The following is a 16,745-nucleotide window of genomic DNA, read 5'->3' as shown; positions in this document are numbered from 1 at the left end:
GGAGACTTCACCGGCCGGCCCAGCCGGCCAGCCGGGCCCACAGCCACCAGGCCGCATAGGCCTTCATGTTCGCGTTCAGCGGCTGGCTGTGGGCGGACCCGCAATTGTACCATTCCCCGGGATGGGCGTTCTGCCAGTCGACGGCCCAGTTCCGGTCCACCGTGCCGTCACCGTCGCTGTCGTAGTCGCACCCGTCGGTGACGAGCTTGTCGCCGTAATAGGCTCCGTCCGGATCGTAGCTCTCGATGTCGGCGAAATCGTAGAGGATCTTGTTGTTACTGACGCAAAAGTCGCGGATCTGCTGGTTGCGCTGGTGGTAGCCGTCCGTCAGCGGGCCGCCGTTGACGTGACCGGTCATGTAGACGAACTTCACGTTCGGAAAATCGATCTCCAGCTGGTTCATCAGGTCGAGGTAGGTCTGGATCTCCTGCTCGGTCCCGTTCACCTGCCAGCACCAGGCCCAGATGATGACGTTGACGGCCGGGTTCTGGGCCAGATAGGTCCGCGTCGCTTGCTCCCAGGCGGTCCGGTTCGGGTTGCCGAGATCGTTGGCGAGGCCAAGGCCGCCGAAATCATTGTAATAGTCCCTGAGGTCCAAGGCGCCGCCCGTGCCGCCCGAGTTCCAGGCATAATCCGAGCCCTTCCACTGGGCCAATCCGGTCATGCCGTCGGTGATCTGGCTCCCATGCGAGGTATGCCCATAAGCGATATGAAGGGTCTGCCGGGCTTGGGAGATCCAGGCGAGGGGGATATCGGCCAGCTTGTCGGTCCCGTGGCCGATCAGGATCGCGGAAGCGGACAGGACCGCCACGGTCTTGACCTCCGAGTCGTGCTCGGTCCCTTTGCTGACGGTCAGGGTCACCGTCTTTCCGCCCGTGGCCGTGAAGGTATGGGTCGGGTTCTGCTCCGTGCTCGTGGAACCGTCGCCGAAATCCCATTGCCACGAGGTCGGATCCCCCTTCGAGGCGTCACTGAAAGCGGCCGATTCACCGACCTTCGGCGACGCCGGGCTGACGGTGAACGACGCCTGGAGCTCCGATTCGCCGGGGCTTTGCGTGGACGAACAGGCCGCCGCGAGGAGAACCGCCCCGATCAGGAGCAAACCCTTGGTCCGTTCTTTCATCTCATCACCTCGTCGCCTGTCCCGGCCAGGCGGGAAGTCCCGCCGGCCGCGGGAAAGGCGGATCAGATCTCCCGCGACACAGGAGCGGAGGCAAGGAATCCAACTGAAGGGTTCTCCACTCCCCTGGATTTTCATTATACCATGGACGTCCCGGCGTCAACACGGCCGATTTGACATCCGCCCCGGCCTGTTTATATAATTCGCCGCCCCGGAGAGCCGTTCCAAGGTACGGCCGGGGTCGCTATCTCTGGAGATTTCAGACAGTTCCGTGAATCCGGGATTTTGGCATTTCGACTTCTATAGCAGCTTGCCCTTCTGGGCGGCGCTCGCCGTCAGCGCGATCGTCATCCGGCTCCTCGACAAGTCGGTCCGGGCCAGGGGCTTCGCCCTCGCCATTCTGTCGGCCCTGATGCTCCTGGCCCTTCCCGGCTTCGGTCCCGGGCATCTGGCGCTGGTCCTGGGCCTGGCCGTCCTGACCTACGTTCTGGGCGCGGCCCTGGTCAGGACGCCCTCCGCCCCCGGCCGCCGGAGAAAGGCGTTGGCCGCCCTCGGCATCACGGCCGTGCTGGCGTTCCTGGCCTTCTTCAAGTACGGGTTCGTCCAGGGGCTGTTCAGGACGGCGGCCGGACCGGCCGGCGGCGGCCTGGCCCGGATGATCGGCGTCTCCTATTTCTCCTTCCGCATGATCCATTTCCTCGTCGAGGCCTATCGGGGGAAGATCGAAGGGCTGGACCCTCTGACCTACGTCAATTACGTCATCTTCTTCCCGGCCTTCATCAGCGGCCCGATCAACCGCTACAACCCCTTCGCTTCCCAGGTCCGCTCGGCGGCGCGATCCAAGCCCGCGGCGGATCTCCGGGCGGGAGGCGAGCGCATCGTCCACGGCCTGTTCAAGAAATTCGTCCTGGCCCAGGCCCTCTATCCTCATATCCTGTCCACCCAGGCCGATCTCCTCGGCCGCATGAGCTTCTGGCAGGCCGCCCTGGGGCTATACGCCTATGCCTTCTACTTCTATTTCGATTTCGCCGGGTACTCGGACCTGGCCATCGGCTGCGCCCGCCTGATGGGCCTGGAGCTCCCGGAGAATTTCGACAATCCGTTCCTCAAGAGGAATATCCGCGAGCTTTGGACGAACTGGCACATGTCGCTGACCAGCTGGCTCGTCGACTACATCTATTGGCCGATCGTCCGCAAGCTCAGGAGCCTAGATTATTTCCGGCGGCACGCGGTCCTCCTCTCCAATCTCGGCATGATCATCACGTTCATCGGCTGCGGCATGTGGCACGGCGAAACGGCCAACTTCATCCTCTGGGGCGCCTACCACGGGATCGGCATCGCCGCCCTGACCATTTATCAGAGGGAGAAGAGGAAGGTCCGCTCGGCGGCGCTCCAGAAGTACTTCCGGTCGAAGCTCAGCCTGGCCCTGGGCGTCTTCTTGACCTTCAATTTCTTCGCCTTCGGCCTGTCCCTCTTCGTCCTCGACATCAGGAAGCTCGGGATCCTGGCGGCCGCCGTGCTGTCCCGGCTTTGATCTTGTTTTTGCTATAATGGGATCGGCCAAGGAGGGCGGTCATGCGCAAGTCCCTGTCCTCAAACGTTCTCGCCGCGGTTCTGCTTCTCGCGCTCGCCGCCGGCTCCGCCCGGGCGGCCGACGTCTTCGTCGATCAGGCCCATCCCCGCGCCGCGGACACGAATCCCGGCACCCGGGATGCCCCGTGGCGGACGATCCGGAAGGCGGCCGGGATGCTCCGGGCGGGCGACACCTGTTGGGTCGGCCCCGGGACCTATGACGAGACGGTCCCGGTGACCGCGTCCGGGAAGCCGGGCGCGTTCGTGACCTTCAAAGCCGCCGGCCCGGTCACGGTCCGGGGATTCCAGATCGAATCCTGTTCCTACGTCCGGATCGTGGGCTTCGAGATCACGCAGACGGCCGCCTTCCGCGATCCGGCGATCCTGGTGGCCGGATCGGATCATTGCCAGATCCTGGACAATCGCATCCATCACACGTCGACGATCGGGATCTTCTTCCACAAGCGCGCCCCGTCGCACCACAATATCGTCCGGGGTAACCGGATGAGCTTCATCGGCTCCGTTCCGGGGCAGGAGACCGGGGAGATCGCCATCGTCGTGGCCGGCGACGCGAACATCGTCGAGTACAACGACGTCTCCCAGGCCGCCGATTTCACGAACGTCTGGGGGCGGGGCAATATCATCCGCAACAATTATTTCCACGACAACGCCCTGGCCGATTTCCCCGACTTCATCCGGCGGAACCCCGAGGGCCATCACATCGACGGCCTCCAATACTATTCCGACGCGGTCGCCCCCCTCGTCCGGACCGTGATGGAGGACAATCTCATCGTCGATAACGACGTGCCCCACGGCCACCTGGTCCTGATGAGGAATGTCGCCGGCCATCCGAGCTCCGAGTTCCTCTTCCGGAGGAACGTGGCCGTCCGCAACGGGGCCATCGCCATCCTGATCGAGAGGTTCCCGGGCTTGAGGGTCGTGCATAACACCTTCGTCGACATGGTCCACCGTCAGACCCCCAAGGCCCGCTATTGCCTTCAGATCACCGGCGGATCGACGGACGCCAAGGTCCTCAACAACATCTTCGTCCGGTCGGCCCATCCGGGCGGCATGACCATCTATGTCGACGGGACCTCGATGCCCGGCTTCCTGGCGGCCGGCAATCTCGTGGAGAGCTCCGGCCGGCCCGTCCAGCAGCGGGGCCTGGAGAAGGATCCGGCTTTCGCTGCCCCGGCCGAGGGGCGCTTCGACCTCCTGGAGCGGTCCCCGGCCGTCGACGCCGGCGTTCCCCTGACCACGACCGTCGCCGCCGGCGAGGGGACCCGGGTCCCGGTCCTCGACGCCGGGTTCTTCTCGGACGGCGGAGGCATCACCGCCGGGGATATCGTCCGGATCGGGACCGCCCCGCCGGTCCGGGTCCTCCGCGCCGACTACGACGGGAACTCGATCGAGATCGACCGGCCGATATCGTGGGCCGCCAAGGCCCCCGTCTCGTACGATTATGCCGGCAAGGCGCCGGATATCGGCGGGCTGGAGCGCGTCGACGGCAGGGGGGAGACGGACGTCCGCATCGCCTCCCCGCTGCCAGGGGCCGCCGTCGCGACGCCGGTCTGCGTTCGAGCCGACGTCTCCGATCCGGCCGACGTGAGATACGTGGTCTTCCTGGCCGACGGCATCCCCGCGGGACAGGTCGAAACGCCCCCCTACGAATTCGCGTGGGAAGCCTCCGGCCTGAAACCCGGAAGCCACGAGATCGAAGCCCGGGCCTATTTGCGGAGCGCCCAGGCTGCCCCGACGAGGAGCGCCAGGATCACGGTGAACGTCGGTCCGGCCCGGCCGGCGCCGGGCGGCCGGAACGGGACGGCAGCCGGAACCGCGCCCTCAGGCTCCGCGCCGCGTTCGTGAGCCCCGTCCGGAGCGACATGGCAGCCTTGAACAGGCGATAGGCCGACCGGCTTCGATAGGCGTCGAAGGACCCGATGTAGGCCGTTTCCTGGGCGTCCTTTCCGGCCAGCCCGCGCTTGAAGAAGTATCCCCCGGGGTTCCTCTTCGGGTGGACGCCGGCGGTATCACAATAGCGGAACCCGGCCTCCTTCGATCGCTGGACCATCCTCCAGAACAGCAAGAAAGAGGCTTTGAACTGCAGAGCCTTATTGCCCGTCCCGCCGACCATGGGGAAGCTGACCTTCCCGATGTTCGACCACCCCAGGGCCGAGATGACCTCGTTCTGATGGCTGCAGAGGAGGATCTTCAGCCTCAGGGGCTCCGGCAGGTCCCGGTTGATCTCGAGCAGCTTCGGGATATCGCCCCCGAAATACTGTTTCCGATCCTTCATCTCGCGGTTCATGTCGGCGACCAAGGCGAAGTGCTCGCCCGTCCCGGCCTCGAAGATCTCCAGCTCCTGCTTTTCGGCGAACTTCAAAGAGCCCTTCCAGCTCTTGTGCAGGTTCTGCCGGATCTCCTCGAGCGAAGGACGGAGGTCGACGACGAAGGTCCGCAAGGGGTCCGGCCGGCGGGAGAAGCCTTCCGCAGCGAAGGCCCCGGCGGCCTCCGCGTTCTCCGGCAGGTCGAAGATCTTGGGCAGGACCCGCAGGGACAGGCCCCGGCCGTCCACGTATTCGCTGCGCAGGGCCCTGAGCATGTTCCGGAGGCAGGCCGGGTCCGGAACCGTCCCCCGCGGCTTCCACAGGGGCCCCCAGTTGAGATAGGCCGCCCCGGTCCGGAGGAGCGGGAACCGGACGATCCTCAGCTGGGCCAGGCCGACGGCCCGGCCGTCCCGGCGAAGGACGAGGCGGCTGGCATTCCCCGCGCCCCAGGATGCCTCGCCATAGGACCAGGTCTGGTAGAAGGTCGCGTCGTCGAACTCGGGCAGCAGGGCGTGCCAGCCGGTCTTGTCGATCAGGTCAACCTCGGCGGCATAACCCGGATCGAGCGTGCTCATCTTCCGCCCCGCCGATCAGCCGTCCGTCCGGAGGACATGGTCATAGGCCTCGAGGAGATGGACCTTCTGATGCTCCCATTGGAAGAGGTCCCGGATCCGCTCCACCCCGATCTCGCCGAGGCGGGCCCGCCGGGCGGGATCCTCCATGAGGCCCACGAGCGCGGACGCGTAGGCCCGGATGTCGCCCGACGGGGCGTAGACCGCCGCGTCCCCGGCCGTGAACCGGGTCTCTTTCAGGTCGTAGGCCACGATGGGCTTCCCCATGGCCATGTATTCCGCGATCTTGATGAAGGTCGATTTGTCGTTGTGGGGATTGGACGTCTCCGGGGCGAGCATGATGTCCGCCGTCGACAGGTAGCGGCGGAAGAGCGCCCGGTCCAGGACCATGCCCGGCATGACCACGTGGTCCCCGACGCCCCAATCCCGGGCCCGGTCCTCGGCCTCCCGCTTCGCGGCCCCGTCGCCCAGGAGGCAGAATAGGATGTCGGCCCGTCCCTGCCGCTCCACGACGTCCCGGATGACCTCGATGAGCTCCAGGACGCCGTCCTCCGGCCCCATGATGCCGGCATAGCAGGCCATCAGGGGGAAGCCCCTTTTCAGCGCCGGCTCCGGCGGCACCGGGCGGATCTCTTCGGGAGACGGCCCGTTCCGGACGATGAAGACGTCGCGCCCGTCCAGGCGGCCCCGGCGGATGGCGACGTCCCGGTACGATTCGTTCGTGGACAGGACCGCGTCGGCCGTCCGGAACGTCAGGAATTCCAGGAGCCGCGAGAGCCGGAAGAAGGCCCACCCCAACGGGCCCTTGTGGCGGGACAGGATCATCTCCGGGAAGAGGTCATGATGGTCGAAGATGACCTTCACGCCCCGGAGCTTGAGCAGCGCGCCGACGACGAAAAGCAGGTCGGGAGGATTGCAGAGATGGACGACCTCGAAGCGCTCCTTCCGGTCGATCCGCAGCGCCAGGCGGGAGATATGGAACAGGGAGAGGAGGTACTCCTTGATGTAACGCGAGACGCCGCGGGCGGCGAACTTCATGCGGTAAGTGTGGACGACGATCCCGCCCGCGTCGGTCTCCGCATAGGCCGCCGCGCGCCCGGGCCCCGGGGCCGCCCCGGGCGGCGCCGGACAGATGACGTGCACGCGCCAGCCCGCTTCCCTCAGGGACGTCGCCTCGGCCTTGACCCGGGTATCCGTGATATAGGTTTGGTTCTCGACGATGATCAGGGCGCAACGGCCCGGCCCGACGCGGGCGCTCGTTCGGTTCGACTGGCCGCTCCTCGGACTCATTCTCACTCCTCCGGGGGCCGGCCCCCCGACGTGGGGCATTCTATTAGAAGTCGGGGATCCGTTCAACCCGCCCCCCTGTCGAGGGCGGTCAGGCCTGTTGACAGCCCTTCCCGTTCAGGGCTACGATGCCGCCATGGCGGGCAGCGGCGGCGACCATATCAGCGTCTGCATCTGCACCTTCAAGCGCCCGGCGCTTCTCAAGAGGCTGCTGGACAGGATGGGGGATCTCAAAACGGAGGGCCTGTTCTCATTGTCTGCGGTCGTCGTCGACAACGACGGCCTGGAGTCCGGCCGCGGCGTCGTCGAGGCCGCCCGGGCGACGTCGCCCTTCGCCGTCGATTATCATCTCGAGCCGGAGCGGAGCATCGCCCTGGCCCGGAACCGTTCCGTCGAGAACGCGCGGGGGAACCTGATCGCCTTCATCGACGACGACGAGTTCCCCGAACCGGAATGGCTCGTCCGCCATTTCCGCACGCTCGAAAGCTCGGGGGCGTCCGGGGTCCTCGGACCGGTGCGGGCCCATTTCGAGAGCCCGCCTCCTGCGTGGCTGGCCAAAAGCGGGCTCCTCGACCGGCGCGAATTCGCGACCGGGCAAAGGCTGGTCGACGCCCGCTTCACCCGGACCGGCAACGTCCTCGTCCGGGGATCGCTCTTCGCCGATCCGGCGGACCGCTTCGACCCGGGCTTCGGCCGGACCGGCGGCAGCGACGCCGTCTTCTTCAAGCGGATGATGCAAAAGGGCCACGCCTTCGTCTGGTGCAACGAGGCGGTCGTCTACGAGACCGTCCCCCCCGAGCGGCAGGTCCGGTCCTATTACGTCAAGCGCGCTTTCACCCGGGGAATGACTGAGGCGCAGGACAATCCGGTCTTGAGCCTCAGCACCCTCCGGTCCCTGGCCGCGGTCCCCTTTTACGCCCTGCTCCTGCCGTTCGCCCGGCTGGCGGGCGCGCACGTATACGCGCGCTACCTTATCAAGGAATGCGATCATCTCTCCAAGGTCCTGGCCCACGCCGGGATCCGGCTGGTCAAGGAAAGGCCCTACTAGGCTGCCTCCCCGGGGTGGACCGGCGGGGGTCTCAGAAGATCTGGCCGGCGAGGTACTCCCCGATGATCCTGTTGGCGAAGGCGTTGAAATGGGGATCGAGCTTGAACCTCAGGACCTTCCCTTCCCGATAGCATTGCTCGAGCGCCGGCCGGGGATCGACCAGCCGCTTGCCGTTCGCCTCGCAATGGGAACGGATCAGGTCCTCGTAGAACGAGGCGTCATAACCGTCGGGATCCACGCCCATCTGTTTCGCCATCTCCTTCAGCCGGAAGCTGTCGGACAGGGGCATATAGACGTAGACCAGCTCGATGCCGTTCTGCCGGCAGAATGTCTCGAAGCCGGTCAGGTACTCGTTGAACCGGCCGACCCGCTCCGGCCGACGGATCGCGTTGCGCTTGTCGTAGATCTGAAGGAACTCGGGGGATTTCTCGCCGACCTCGTAATGCAGGTAGCGCTCCTGGATCCTCCGGATCCCGTCCCGGAAGAAGCAGAAGGCCGAGGAGACGTTCCCGGCCATCAGCCTGGCATAGGTGATGCGCCAGCCTGACCGGTCGATGACATAGCCGCTCTTGACGATGATATTCCGGTTCCGCCGGTCGAACTTGGGGATGTGGAGGGCGTTGACGCAGAGGAACACCGTCCGGGGCTTCTGCCGGGTGGAGTCCATGAAATCCCTCAGGAGCGCTTCCTGGTCCAGGAAGAAATGCCCGCCGACAGCCAGGTTCAGGACCTCCAAGTCGCGCTTCCCGGCCTCGGCGGCGAACACCCCGACGAAGGAATCCTCGAAATCGACCCCGTTGCCGAACACGTCCGACGCCCCCAGGAAGACACAGAAGGGCTTGCCGTCGAGCGGCCGCGGGCCGGTCGCCTTGTCGCGGAAGCCGTACTCGTCGGTATGGACGGTGTAGGTGAACGCCGGGAATTTCATGACCTTGGTGATGTTCTTCTTGAGCCGGAAGGAGTCGCCCCACTGGTCGGCGATGCCGTCGGCCATGTTCGTCGGGGCCCGGCCGATGGCCCGGAGCCCGAGCTCCAGCAGGACCAGGCAGGCCAGGACCGTCAGGATCGCGGCGCCGGCTTTTTTCCGCATCGAGGTCAGAAATTCACGTAGATGAACTGGGGGATGTCCACGGCATTGACGTTGCTTACCCGGTCGAGCAGGAAGATGACGATCCAGAAGATCTCGAACGTCAGGATGATCGTCCGGCGGTTGGCCGCCGCCCAGGCCCGGAGAGATTTCATCATGCGCTGATATTCTAGGTTTTTTCGGGGGACTTATCAACATCGGGGGTCCGCCGCCGGACCGCCCCGGCCGGCCCCTGCCGGGGCTGGCACGAACGCCGGGGATTATGTTATTGTCTAGGGACCCTGAGGAGCGGAGGACCGTGAGGAGCGACAACGACGATGACGCGCGCAAGGCAGGGACGCGATCAGGCGACCTCCTGGACGCGGGCCACCTGCGCGAGGGGCTCAAGAAAAAGGCCCTTGTCGGGGCCGGCTTCTCCGTCTTCGCCCAGACCTTCAACTACGGCGTCCAGACCGTCGGCACGATCATCCTGGCCCGCATCCTGAGCCCCGAGGATTTCGGGCTCGTCTCCATGGTGGCCACGTTCAGCATCCTGGTCCAGAACTTCGGCCTCAACGGCTTCACCGAGGCCATCATCCAGAAGAGGGACCTGACCGATGACCAGATGAGGAAGCTCTTCTGGGTGAACGCCCTGATCATGATCGGCCTGACCGTCTTCTTCGTGGCCATCTCCCCGGCCATCGCCTGGTTCTTCGGAGAGGCCCAGCTCAAGAGCATCTCGGCCGGCATGGCCCTGTCGATCATCTTCAGCGGCCTGGGGACATGCCACCTGGCGCTGCTGAGCCGGAACATGAAGTTCAATCTCTCGGCGATCGCCCAGGTCCTGGCCGCGGTGATCAGCACGGGGCTCAGCATCGCCATGGCCGTGGGCGGATTCGGCTTCTGGTCGCTGGTGGCCCGCCGCGTTTCCCTTCCCCTGGTCACGACCCTTTTCGCCTGGTTGTTCTGCCGCTGGAAGCCCGGGGCCCCGGCCAAAGGGACGTCGATCCGGTCGATCCTGACCTTCGGGTACAAAACCTACGGGAACTACCTTCTCGGCTATCTGCGGAACAACCTCGACAAGATCTTCGTCGGCCGGGCTTTCGGGAAGACCCCTCTCGGTCATTACGACCGGGCCTCGCAGCTCTCCTCGGTCCTGCCGAACCAGCTGACCGTCGCCCTCTCGGGCGTGGGGATCGCCACCCTGAGCCGCCTGGTCGACGATCCCCCGAAATACCGGACCTATTTCTCCAAGGCGCTGTCCGTCCTGGCCTTCATCGGATTCCCCGGCAGCGCCCTGTTCACGATCCTGGGCAAGGACATCATCATCATCCTCCTCGGCGACCGCTGGAGCATCGCCGGGTCGATCTTCGCCGCTCTAGGTCCGGGCATCGGCGCGTTCGTGATCTACAACACCAATGTCTGGCTGCACATCTCGCTCGGCCGGGCCGACCGCCTCCTGAAATGGGGTTTCATCGTCCTCGGGGTCTCGCTGGGGGCTTACTTCATCGGCCTTCAGTTCGGCCCCTATGGGGTCGCGATAGCCTATTCCGTCATGTTCTATGTCCTGCTCATCCCCGCGCTCTCGTACGCCGGCCGGCCGGCCGGGATCGGGGCCCGCTTCTGCGTCGGGATCCTCTGGAGATACTGGGCCGCGGCGACCGTTTCCAGCCTGCTCTTCTGGGCTGTTTTCGACAAGATCCAGCCGCTTGCCGTCTTTTACGGAGGATTATCTCCCCTCGTGAGGATCGCCATCGGGACGGCGGCCTATCCCGCCTTCTATCTGGCCGCCGTCATCGCCCTGTTCGGCGGCCTGAAGCCCATCCTCATGTTCCGGGGACTGATCAGGGACATGCTGGCCCGCTAGGCCCATGTTCGCGGCGCTGAGCCGGCCCTTGACACGTTCGGCCTCCCCTCGTAAACTCCGGGCAAGAGGTGGAGTACCATGGAAGAGGGGATCCGCTGCGCGAATTGCATCCTTCCCGCGAGCCTGCCCAGCGTCAGGCTGAACGACGACGGCCTGTGCCCTCTCTGCGCTGACTACCGGAAACGGCAGGAGGAGTACCTGGACGCGGGCGAGAGGAAGCGCCGGGAATTCGAAGCCATCGTCGAACGGGCCCGGCGCCTGCGCCGCCCTTATGATTGCCTGATCCCGCTCAGCGGGGGCAAGGACAGCACCTACGCCCTCTATCTCTGCGACCGGGTTTACGGATTGAAGTGCCTCGGGGTCACCTTCGACAACGGCTTCCTCTCCCCCCACGCCCAGGCGAACATCCGGAACGCGATCCGCTCGACCCGGGCCGACCACATGATGATCACCGTCAACCGGCCGACCATGCTCAGGCTCTACCGGCTGTTCCTCGAGAAGACCGGGACCTTCTGTCCCGCCTGCCTGCGGGGCATCGGCCTGGCCCTCAGCGTCGCGCCGAAATACGGCATCCCCCTGACCGTGTCGGGGACGGGATGGCAGGTCACTTATCTGGCCGGGGTCCCTGAGGTCTATCAGGAGGGCCAGGTCGATTTCTTCCGCAACGTCGTCGGGGGGGAGCCCATCCGGGAAGAGATCGCCCCGCTGCTCCAGAACGTCAGCTCCTGGAACGTCGACCGGCTCCTCCGGATCGCCGGGCGCGTCCTGAACCGGCCCCAGCTGTCCCGGTCGCTTTATGCCCGGCTCTACGACCATTTCGAACCGGATTACGAAAAGATCTACGGCATCATCAAGAAGGAGATGGGCTGGAGCGCGGGAGACGAAACGAACGCCGAGCATCTCGATTGCACGCTCCACGGCGTCGCCGGGTACATTCAAAGCCTCAAGTTCCCCGACCTGGCCGGCCATACCATACATCGGGCGGGGCTTGTCCGCATGGGCAAGATCACGAGGGCCGCCGCGCTGGCCGAGGACGCCGAGGAACGGGCCCGGGCCGGCCGGCCGGCCGCCCTGGAGCCCTTCCTAAAGGAAATGGGGATGACCGAACAGGAGTTCCTGGCCCTGACCCGGGACTGGACGACGATCCGCCGTTTCCGGACGCAGAAGAAACATCCCGTCCGGGCGATCTATCACAAGCTCACCAAGCAGTGATCCGGGCCCGCCCCGGGCGTCTCAGGCGCGCCTGGCCTGACCGGGCTGGAGATCGCCCTGCGCGCCGCAGGGGACGGAGCCGACAAGGTCCCTGAACGGGCCGCTCATCAGGAGGGCGAACTGGTCGTCCCTCCAGGGATGGACCATGAGCTCCACGTCGGCCGTCCGGGCGAGGTCGACGATCCTCTGCAGCCGGGGCCGGTCGCCGACGGGATCGAGGCTGAAAAAGGCGCCGGTCGTGGTGTGCCGGCCGATGAGCCAGGCGTCGAGGCGCCGGCGGTAGAGCCTGTTCAGGGCGCTCTTCTCGCCGCGGCGGAAGGTGAAGCTGCGTCGGACCCTGGATCCCTCCGGGATGAAGCCGCCGACGATCATGTTCATGCTCAGGTGCATGTGGTTATGGCCGTCGTAATGGTCCGGGTCCCGCCCGAGCAGGCGCCGGTATTCTTCCAGCTGCCAGGCGAAGGTCGAAGCGAAGGCTCCCTTCAGCAGGGGGTTATAGACGACCTGGGGCCACTTTCCCAGTCGCAGGTAGCGCGCCACGCGTTCCTGGGACTCCCTGACGGCGGCCGGAACGCCGGGCCCGTCATAGGCTTGCGTCAGGTTGATATGAAGGCCCGTCTCGAGCCGGGCCGGCCGGGCCAGCTCCGCGGCCCGGGCCGAATCCGCCATGAAGACCATGAGGCTGGCGGAAGTGATGACGCGGCGCTCATGGCCGATGAAGCAGGCGTCCGACGCGGCCCGGTCCCGTCCGAGGTCGTCCGCGTTGATGATCAGCACGGGTCCGCCCCCGGGCGGTCCGCGGCCGGATGGAACAGCAGCCGGTGGTCGAGAACGACGGTCAGCGCCTTCTCGATCTCATCGAGGAAATTATCGCGCCCCGCGAGATGGGCCTCCAGCATGCCCTCGACCGAGCGCCTGTCCAGGCAGGAAGGGAAATCCGGCCCGGCCAGCAGGACGTCGCGGATGTCTACCGCGAGCTCCCGCCGGACCCACGTCCGGAAGTGATGGTACTTGTGGCGTCCCAGCAGCAGCTTCTCCGGCGACAGCCAGGGCGCCAGCTTGATCAGCAGGGCGACACTGCGCGGCATCCCGTGGCTGGCCAGGTATTCGCCCCGGAAGAGGGCCTGGTGATGCGCCTTCCGGACCGAGCGGACGAGCCGGCCTCCCCTTCCCAGGTAGCCGAAGTCCGTGGGGATGTCGAGGAGCTCGGGACGGTTGTCCCGGATGACCGCGACGGACAGGTCGAGTCCGGCGGCATAGGACCGGGGCCCCCGGTAGGCCAGCTTGGCCAGCTCGTTGTCCAAAAAGGGCGTGCGCATGACGAGCTGCGATTCTTCGACGGACAGGAGTCCGTATCCAAGGTTGGGCGCCTGGAAGAAGAGCGAGAACGAGATCGGGTCGACCGCGGCCAGGCCTTCGAAGGTCCGCCGGGCGGCCTCCAGATGCGGGGCGATCGCGGGATCGTAGAACGGCACTTTCGGCTTCTGGGACTTGAAGGTCCGGACCCCCCGCAGCAACTCGCTCCCGAAATTCCCCGTCAGGCGGATGGGCGCGATGCGCCGGGCCAGCCTGTTGACATGGAGGTAGGCGGCCCCGGACAGGCTCAGGCAGCCGTCAGACCGTAGACAGGCCGCGTCGAGACCGGGCCGGAAATCCTGAAGGAACTCCCGGCCCAGGACGATCGAGGAGTGGTCCTGGCCGCAGCGATGCGCGATCCGCCGGGCCAGGGAAACGTCGAAGGTGTCGCGGTACATGCTGCCGAACGTATAACAGGGAGTATCCCCCGGGCGCAGGTCCAGGCAGGACATGACCAGCCGCGTATCGATGCCGCCGGTCAGCGAGACGGCCAGGGGCAGCCTTCTCCCGCCATAGGCCCTGATGACCGGAGGCATGAGCGCGCGCATGTCCTCGGCATAGCGGTCCGGCTCGAGCCGGGGCTGGTCTTCCCACTCCCGGCGGTCGAAATACAGCGCCCGCTTCTCGGGTCCGCGGCGGCCGAACGTCCAGAGGGTCCCGCCCGGAAGGACTTCGATCCCCTTGAACAGGGATCGGGCGCCCAGGGTGCAGCCGCAGGCCAGGTACTCGGAGAGGCCGGAGGGGTCGAAATCGCGCGTCGCCGGCAGCGCCGCGAGGATGGCCTTGGCCTGGGCGGCGAAGAACATCTGCCCGTCCTCCTCATGAACGAAGAGGCGCCTCATGCCGAAGCGGTCGTTGAAAAGATAGCCGGTCCCTTTTCTCCGGTCGAAGAGAAGGCCGTGGAACCAGCCGTTCAGCCGCCCGACGAAGGCGGGCCCGAGCTCCTCGTACGAATGGACGAGATAATCGGGCCCGGAGCCCTCGAACGCGTGCCCGGCCTTCTTCAGTCCGGATACCTCGTCCGGCGAGGGGAAGATCTCGCCGGCCACCAGCGCAAGGACGTCGCCGGTCTCGTTGGCGACGGGAAGGCCGTCGGCGAAGGACCCGGGATGGCAGGTCCAGCCGGCGTAGAGGCCGATCTCCTCCTGCCGAAACGTTCCGGAGCGATGGAAATCCTCATCGCGCATCGAGGAAAGCATGATCTCGAGCTGGCGGCCGCAGACGTCCGGCCGCTTTCCGCCCACGATCCCGCAGAGTCCCGTCATGATCGCCCCAGCATCCGTGGATCCCCTTCGGCGCCCGAAGCTTCGGCCCGCCCGGGGGAATATCTTCGAACATCCGTCCGGGCGACACAAGCCCTCCCTGGCGCCGCGGCGAAGGTCAACGGCTTTTCCCGAGGAGACGATAGAGCTTGAGCCGAAGGTCCGATCCGAAATAGATCAGGGAGGCCGGGATGCGCTCTTTCAGGCCCCGCTGGAGCCCCAGCTTGAGGGCCAGCCGTCCTTTGGCGGTCAGCGGGATCCAGTAGCGCGGGACGTCCACCCTCTGGAACCCGAGGCTCTTCTTGAACTCGATGAGGCTGCTGTGTTCCTTCTTCCCGTAGACGAAGCCGCCGTAGGTCAGGTCATGCGCCCCCCGGGAGACGGCCACCTCGACGGCCTTGGCCAGCAGGGCGTTGTTGGGCCGCTTGAGGAAGTGGGAGGATTTCGAGAGGATCTGGAGGATGTGCGCGACCTGGCCGTCGAAGACCAGCTTGATGAAGCCGATGAGCTCCTGGCCATGATAGGCGCCGATGAACAGGCTCCGGTCAAGGTAGCTGCTGTTCTCGCGCTTCACCGCCGCGGCGTCCTTGCCGTAGTGCCAGAACTTCCGTCCCTGCCGGACCGGGATCTCGTTGTAGATCGCGCAGATGCCTTCGGCCAGCTCGTCGGTGAGCGGCACGACCTCGGTCCTCACGCCTTCCCGCCCGGCTTTCCGGATCTGGCTTCTGGCGTCGCGGGCGACCTGGTCCTTGAACCATTCGTCATAGCTGTCGAAATGCGCGACCGCCAGATTGTCCCATTCGAGACGATAGGGATAGCGGACCCGGACGTCCGGCAGCTTCTGGGTGACCATGAGGAGGTCCGGCCGGCCGGGCATTCCCCGGAGCTGCTCGACCATCGCCGGGATGTCCGGGATGTCCTTCGAACGCATCCAGAACTCGTTCCGGATCTTCCCGATCTTGATGATCCTCCCCTGGATGACGATATCCAGGTCCGGTCCGAGGGGCAGGGCCCGAAGACGATACTCCTTGCCTTTGTAGCTGATCGTCTTCGTTGTCTGGGACATGGGACCCGCGATCATCTGGGATCGGGCAGCGTCGGAGGGGCCTGGCGGACGTGTTCCGTCCCGCTGAACTTGCTGGCGAAATCGCGGAAGGCCCGCTTGACCTGGTCCTCCGTGAGGTCCATGACCTTGGCGACCTCTTCCACCGGCACCTTGTTCTCCCAGCCGTGGAGGAGGAGGTCCAGCGTCGGGATGGGCATCCGATAGAAGAACTCCTCATCGCTGACGGCGAAACTGTAGGTGTCCGGGCTGGGCTTGCGGCGGAGGATCTCCCCGATGACGCCGAGGTGCGCGGAAAGCTGGAAGATCTGGGTCTTGAACAGGTGGGCCAGGGGCTCGATGTCCACGCCGCCGTCGCCGTACTTGACGAAGAATCCCTGAAGGTTCTCGGTCCGGTTGGTCGTTCCGCAGACGAAATAGTTCCGGCGCTCGGCGGCCAGGTAGAGCTCGACCATCCTGGTCCGCTGCTTCGTGTTGGTCGCGGCCACGATCCCGTTGAGACCGTCCTTGTCCAGCCGCGCCGTCCGCACCTGGCCGCGGCTGTCCGTCACGGTCAGGGTGAAGACGTTGAACGCCTCCTTGTGGAGCAGATCCGGCGGCAGGCTGATCTTCATCGTCCAGCCCGGCTCGTAGTCGGGAAAGAACTTCCGGACCGCGCTGTCCCGCTTCTCATAGGCGCCCAGCGCTTCGAGGACCGGCGTGATCTCGATCGTTTCCGAGGTGATGCCGAGCTTCCGGGCCTGTTTCAGGCCGTATTCGGCGCTGACCGGGTTCGAGTCCCGTTCGGGGAGGATGAGGCTGTGGACGTTGTCCTTGCCGAGGGCCCGGACGCAGAGCTCGGAGGCGAGGGCGGAATCGATGCCGCCGCTGAGGCCGATGACCGCCCCGTTCCTTCGCGCGGACCGGGCGTAATCGCGGATGAAGGAGACGATCCGGTCGGCCTCGCGGCCGGCGTCCATGACGAGGACATCCTTGTGGAAGTTCATCGGGGTC

14 protein-coding genes are annotated in these 16,745 nt (G+C 65.8%); 5 read left to right on the top strand and 9 right to left on the bottom strand.

The features are described from left to right. Positions 1 to 7: 7 nt before the first annotated feature. A complete protein-coding gene (locus ABFD52_02290) occupies positions 8 to 1,123 on the bottom strand; it encodes a PKD domain-containing protein (GenBank protein MEN6559591.1) in 1,116 nt (371 codons plus the stop codon). A 268-nt stretch (positions 1,124 to 1,391) separates the two neighbouring features. Here ABFD52_02290 and ABFD52_02285 point away from each other — a divergent pair, with 268 nt between their 5' ends. Beyond that, complete coding sequence (locus ABFD52_02285; GenBank protein ID MEN6559590.1) at positions 1,392 to 2,654, top strand: MBOAT family O-acyltransferase; 1,263 nt, start codon at positions 1,392 to 1,394, stop codon at positions 2,652 to 2,654. Positions 2,655 to 2,695: 41 nt separating this feature from the next. Continuing rightward, positions 2,696 to 4,558 carry a right-handed parallel beta-helix repeat-containing protein gene (locus ABFD52_02280; GenBank protein ID MEN6559589.1) on the top strand — a complete coding sequence of 621 codons (1,863 nt, stop codon included), beginning with the start codon at positions 2,696 to 2,698 and terminating at the stop codon, positions 4,556 to 4,558. On the opposite strand, the gene ABFD52_02275 is transcribed toward ABFD52_02280, so the two are convergent. Together ABFD52_02275 and ABFD52_02270 are read right to left on the bottom strand one after the other, a co-directional pair. After that, positions 4,464 to 5,594, bottom strand: a complete 1,131-nt coding sequence (locus ABFD52_02275) for a hypothetical protein (protein ID MEN6559588.1) — start codon at positions 5,592 to 5,594, stop codon at positions 4,464 to 4,466. The genes ABFD52_02280 and ABFD52_02275 overlap by 95 nt on opposite strands. 15 nt (positions 5,595 to 5,609) lie before the next feature. After that, positions 5,610 to 6,881, bottom strand: a complete 1,272-nt coding sequence (locus ABFD52_02270; protein MEN6559587.1) for a glycosyltransferase family 4 protein — start codon at positions 6,879 to 6,881, stop codon at positions 5,610 to 5,612. Positions 6,882 to 7,014: 133 nt separating this feature from the next. Between ABFD52_02270 and ABFD52_02265 the strand changes: the two genes are divergently transcribed. Next, the gene (locus ABFD52_02265; protein ID MEN6559586.1) at positions 7,015 to 7,926 is read left to right on the top strand and encodes a glycosyltransferase; all 912 of its coding nucleotides are present in this window, start codon (positions 7,015 to 7,017) and stop codon (positions 7,924 to 7,926) included. A 31-nt stretch (positions 7,927 to 7,957) separates the two neighbouring features. Here ABFD52_02265 and ABFD52_02260 read toward each other — a convergent pair whose 3' ends face one another. Further along, positions 7,958 to 9,016, bottom strand: a complete 1,059-nt coding sequence (locus tag ABFD52_02260; protein MEN6559585.1) for a hypothetical protein — start codon at positions 9,014 to 9,016, stop codon at positions 7,958 to 7,960. A gap of 5 nt (positions 9,017 to 9,021) precedes the next feature. Next, on the bottom strand, positions 9,022 to 9,171 hold the full coding sequence (locus ABFD52_02255; GenBank protein ID MEN6559584.1) for a hypothetical protein: 150 nt from the start codon (positions 9,169 to 9,171) through the stop codon (positions 9,022 to 9,024). Between the two features lie 140 nt (positions 9,172 to 9,311). Between ABFD52_02255 and ABFD52_02250 the strand changes: the two genes are divergently transcribed. Together ABFD52_02250 and ABFD52_02245 are read left to right on the top strand one after the other, a co-directional pair. After that, positions 9,312 to 10,859 (top strand): lipopolysaccharide biosynthesis protein, encoded by a 1,548-nt coding sequence (locus ABFD52_02250; protein ID MEN6559583.1) that lies wholly within the window; start codon positions 9,312 to 9,314, stop codon positions 10,857 to 10,859. A 78-nt stretch (positions 10,860 to 10,937) separates the two neighbouring features. Then, positions 10,938 to 12,071, top strand: coding sequence for a hypothetical protein (locus tag ABFD52_02245; GenBank protein MEN6559582.1), 1,134 nt, complete (start codon positions 10,938 to 10,940; stop codon positions 12,069 to 12,071). A gap of 21 nt (positions 12,072 to 12,092) precedes the next feature. On the opposite strand, the gene ABFD52_02240 is transcribed toward ABFD52_02245, so the two are convergent. From ABFD52_02240 to nadE, 4 genes are all read right to left on the bottom strand, one after another. Then, positions 12,093 to 12,848 (bottom strand): ChbG/HpnK family deacetylase, encoded by a 756-nt coding sequence (locus ABFD52_02240; GenBank protein MEN6559581.1) that lies wholly within the window; start codon positions 12,846 to 12,848, stop codon positions 12,093 to 12,095. Beyond that, positions 12,842 to 14,692 (bottom strand): asparagine synthase-related protein, encoded by a 1,851-nt coding sequence (locus tag ABFD52_02235; GenBank protein MEN6559580.1) that lies wholly within the window; start codon positions 14,690 to 14,692, stop codon positions 12,842 to 12,844. Before ABFD52_02235 ends, ABFD52_02240 begins: the two co-directional genes overlap by 7 nt. Positions 14,693 to 14,807: 115 nt before the next feature. Continuing rightward, on the bottom strand, positions 14,808 to 15,755 hold the full coding sequence (locus tag ABFD52_02230) for a hypothetical protein (GenBank protein ID MEN6559579.1): 948 nt from the start codon (positions 15,753 to 15,755) through the stop codon (positions 14,808 to 14,810). Positions 15,756 to 15,766: 11 nt separating this feature from the next. Continuing rightward, the gene (gene nadE, locus ABFD52_02225) at positions 15,767 to 16,738 is read right to left on the bottom strand and encodes an NAD(+) synthase (protein ID MEN6559578.1); all 972 of its coding nucleotides are present in this window, start codon (positions 16,736 to 16,738) and stop codon (positions 15,767 to 15,769) included. Positions 16,739 to 16,745 lie beyond the last annotated feature (7 nt).

Source organism: Acidobacteriota bacterium (assembly GCA_039683095.1).
GTDB lineage: Bacteria > Acidobacteriota > Aminicenantia > Aminicenantales > Saccharicenantaceae > RBG-16-66-30.
The sequence above is the reverse complement of the archived record's forward strand: the minus strand, read 5'-3'. Positions and strand labels throughout refer to the sequence as shown.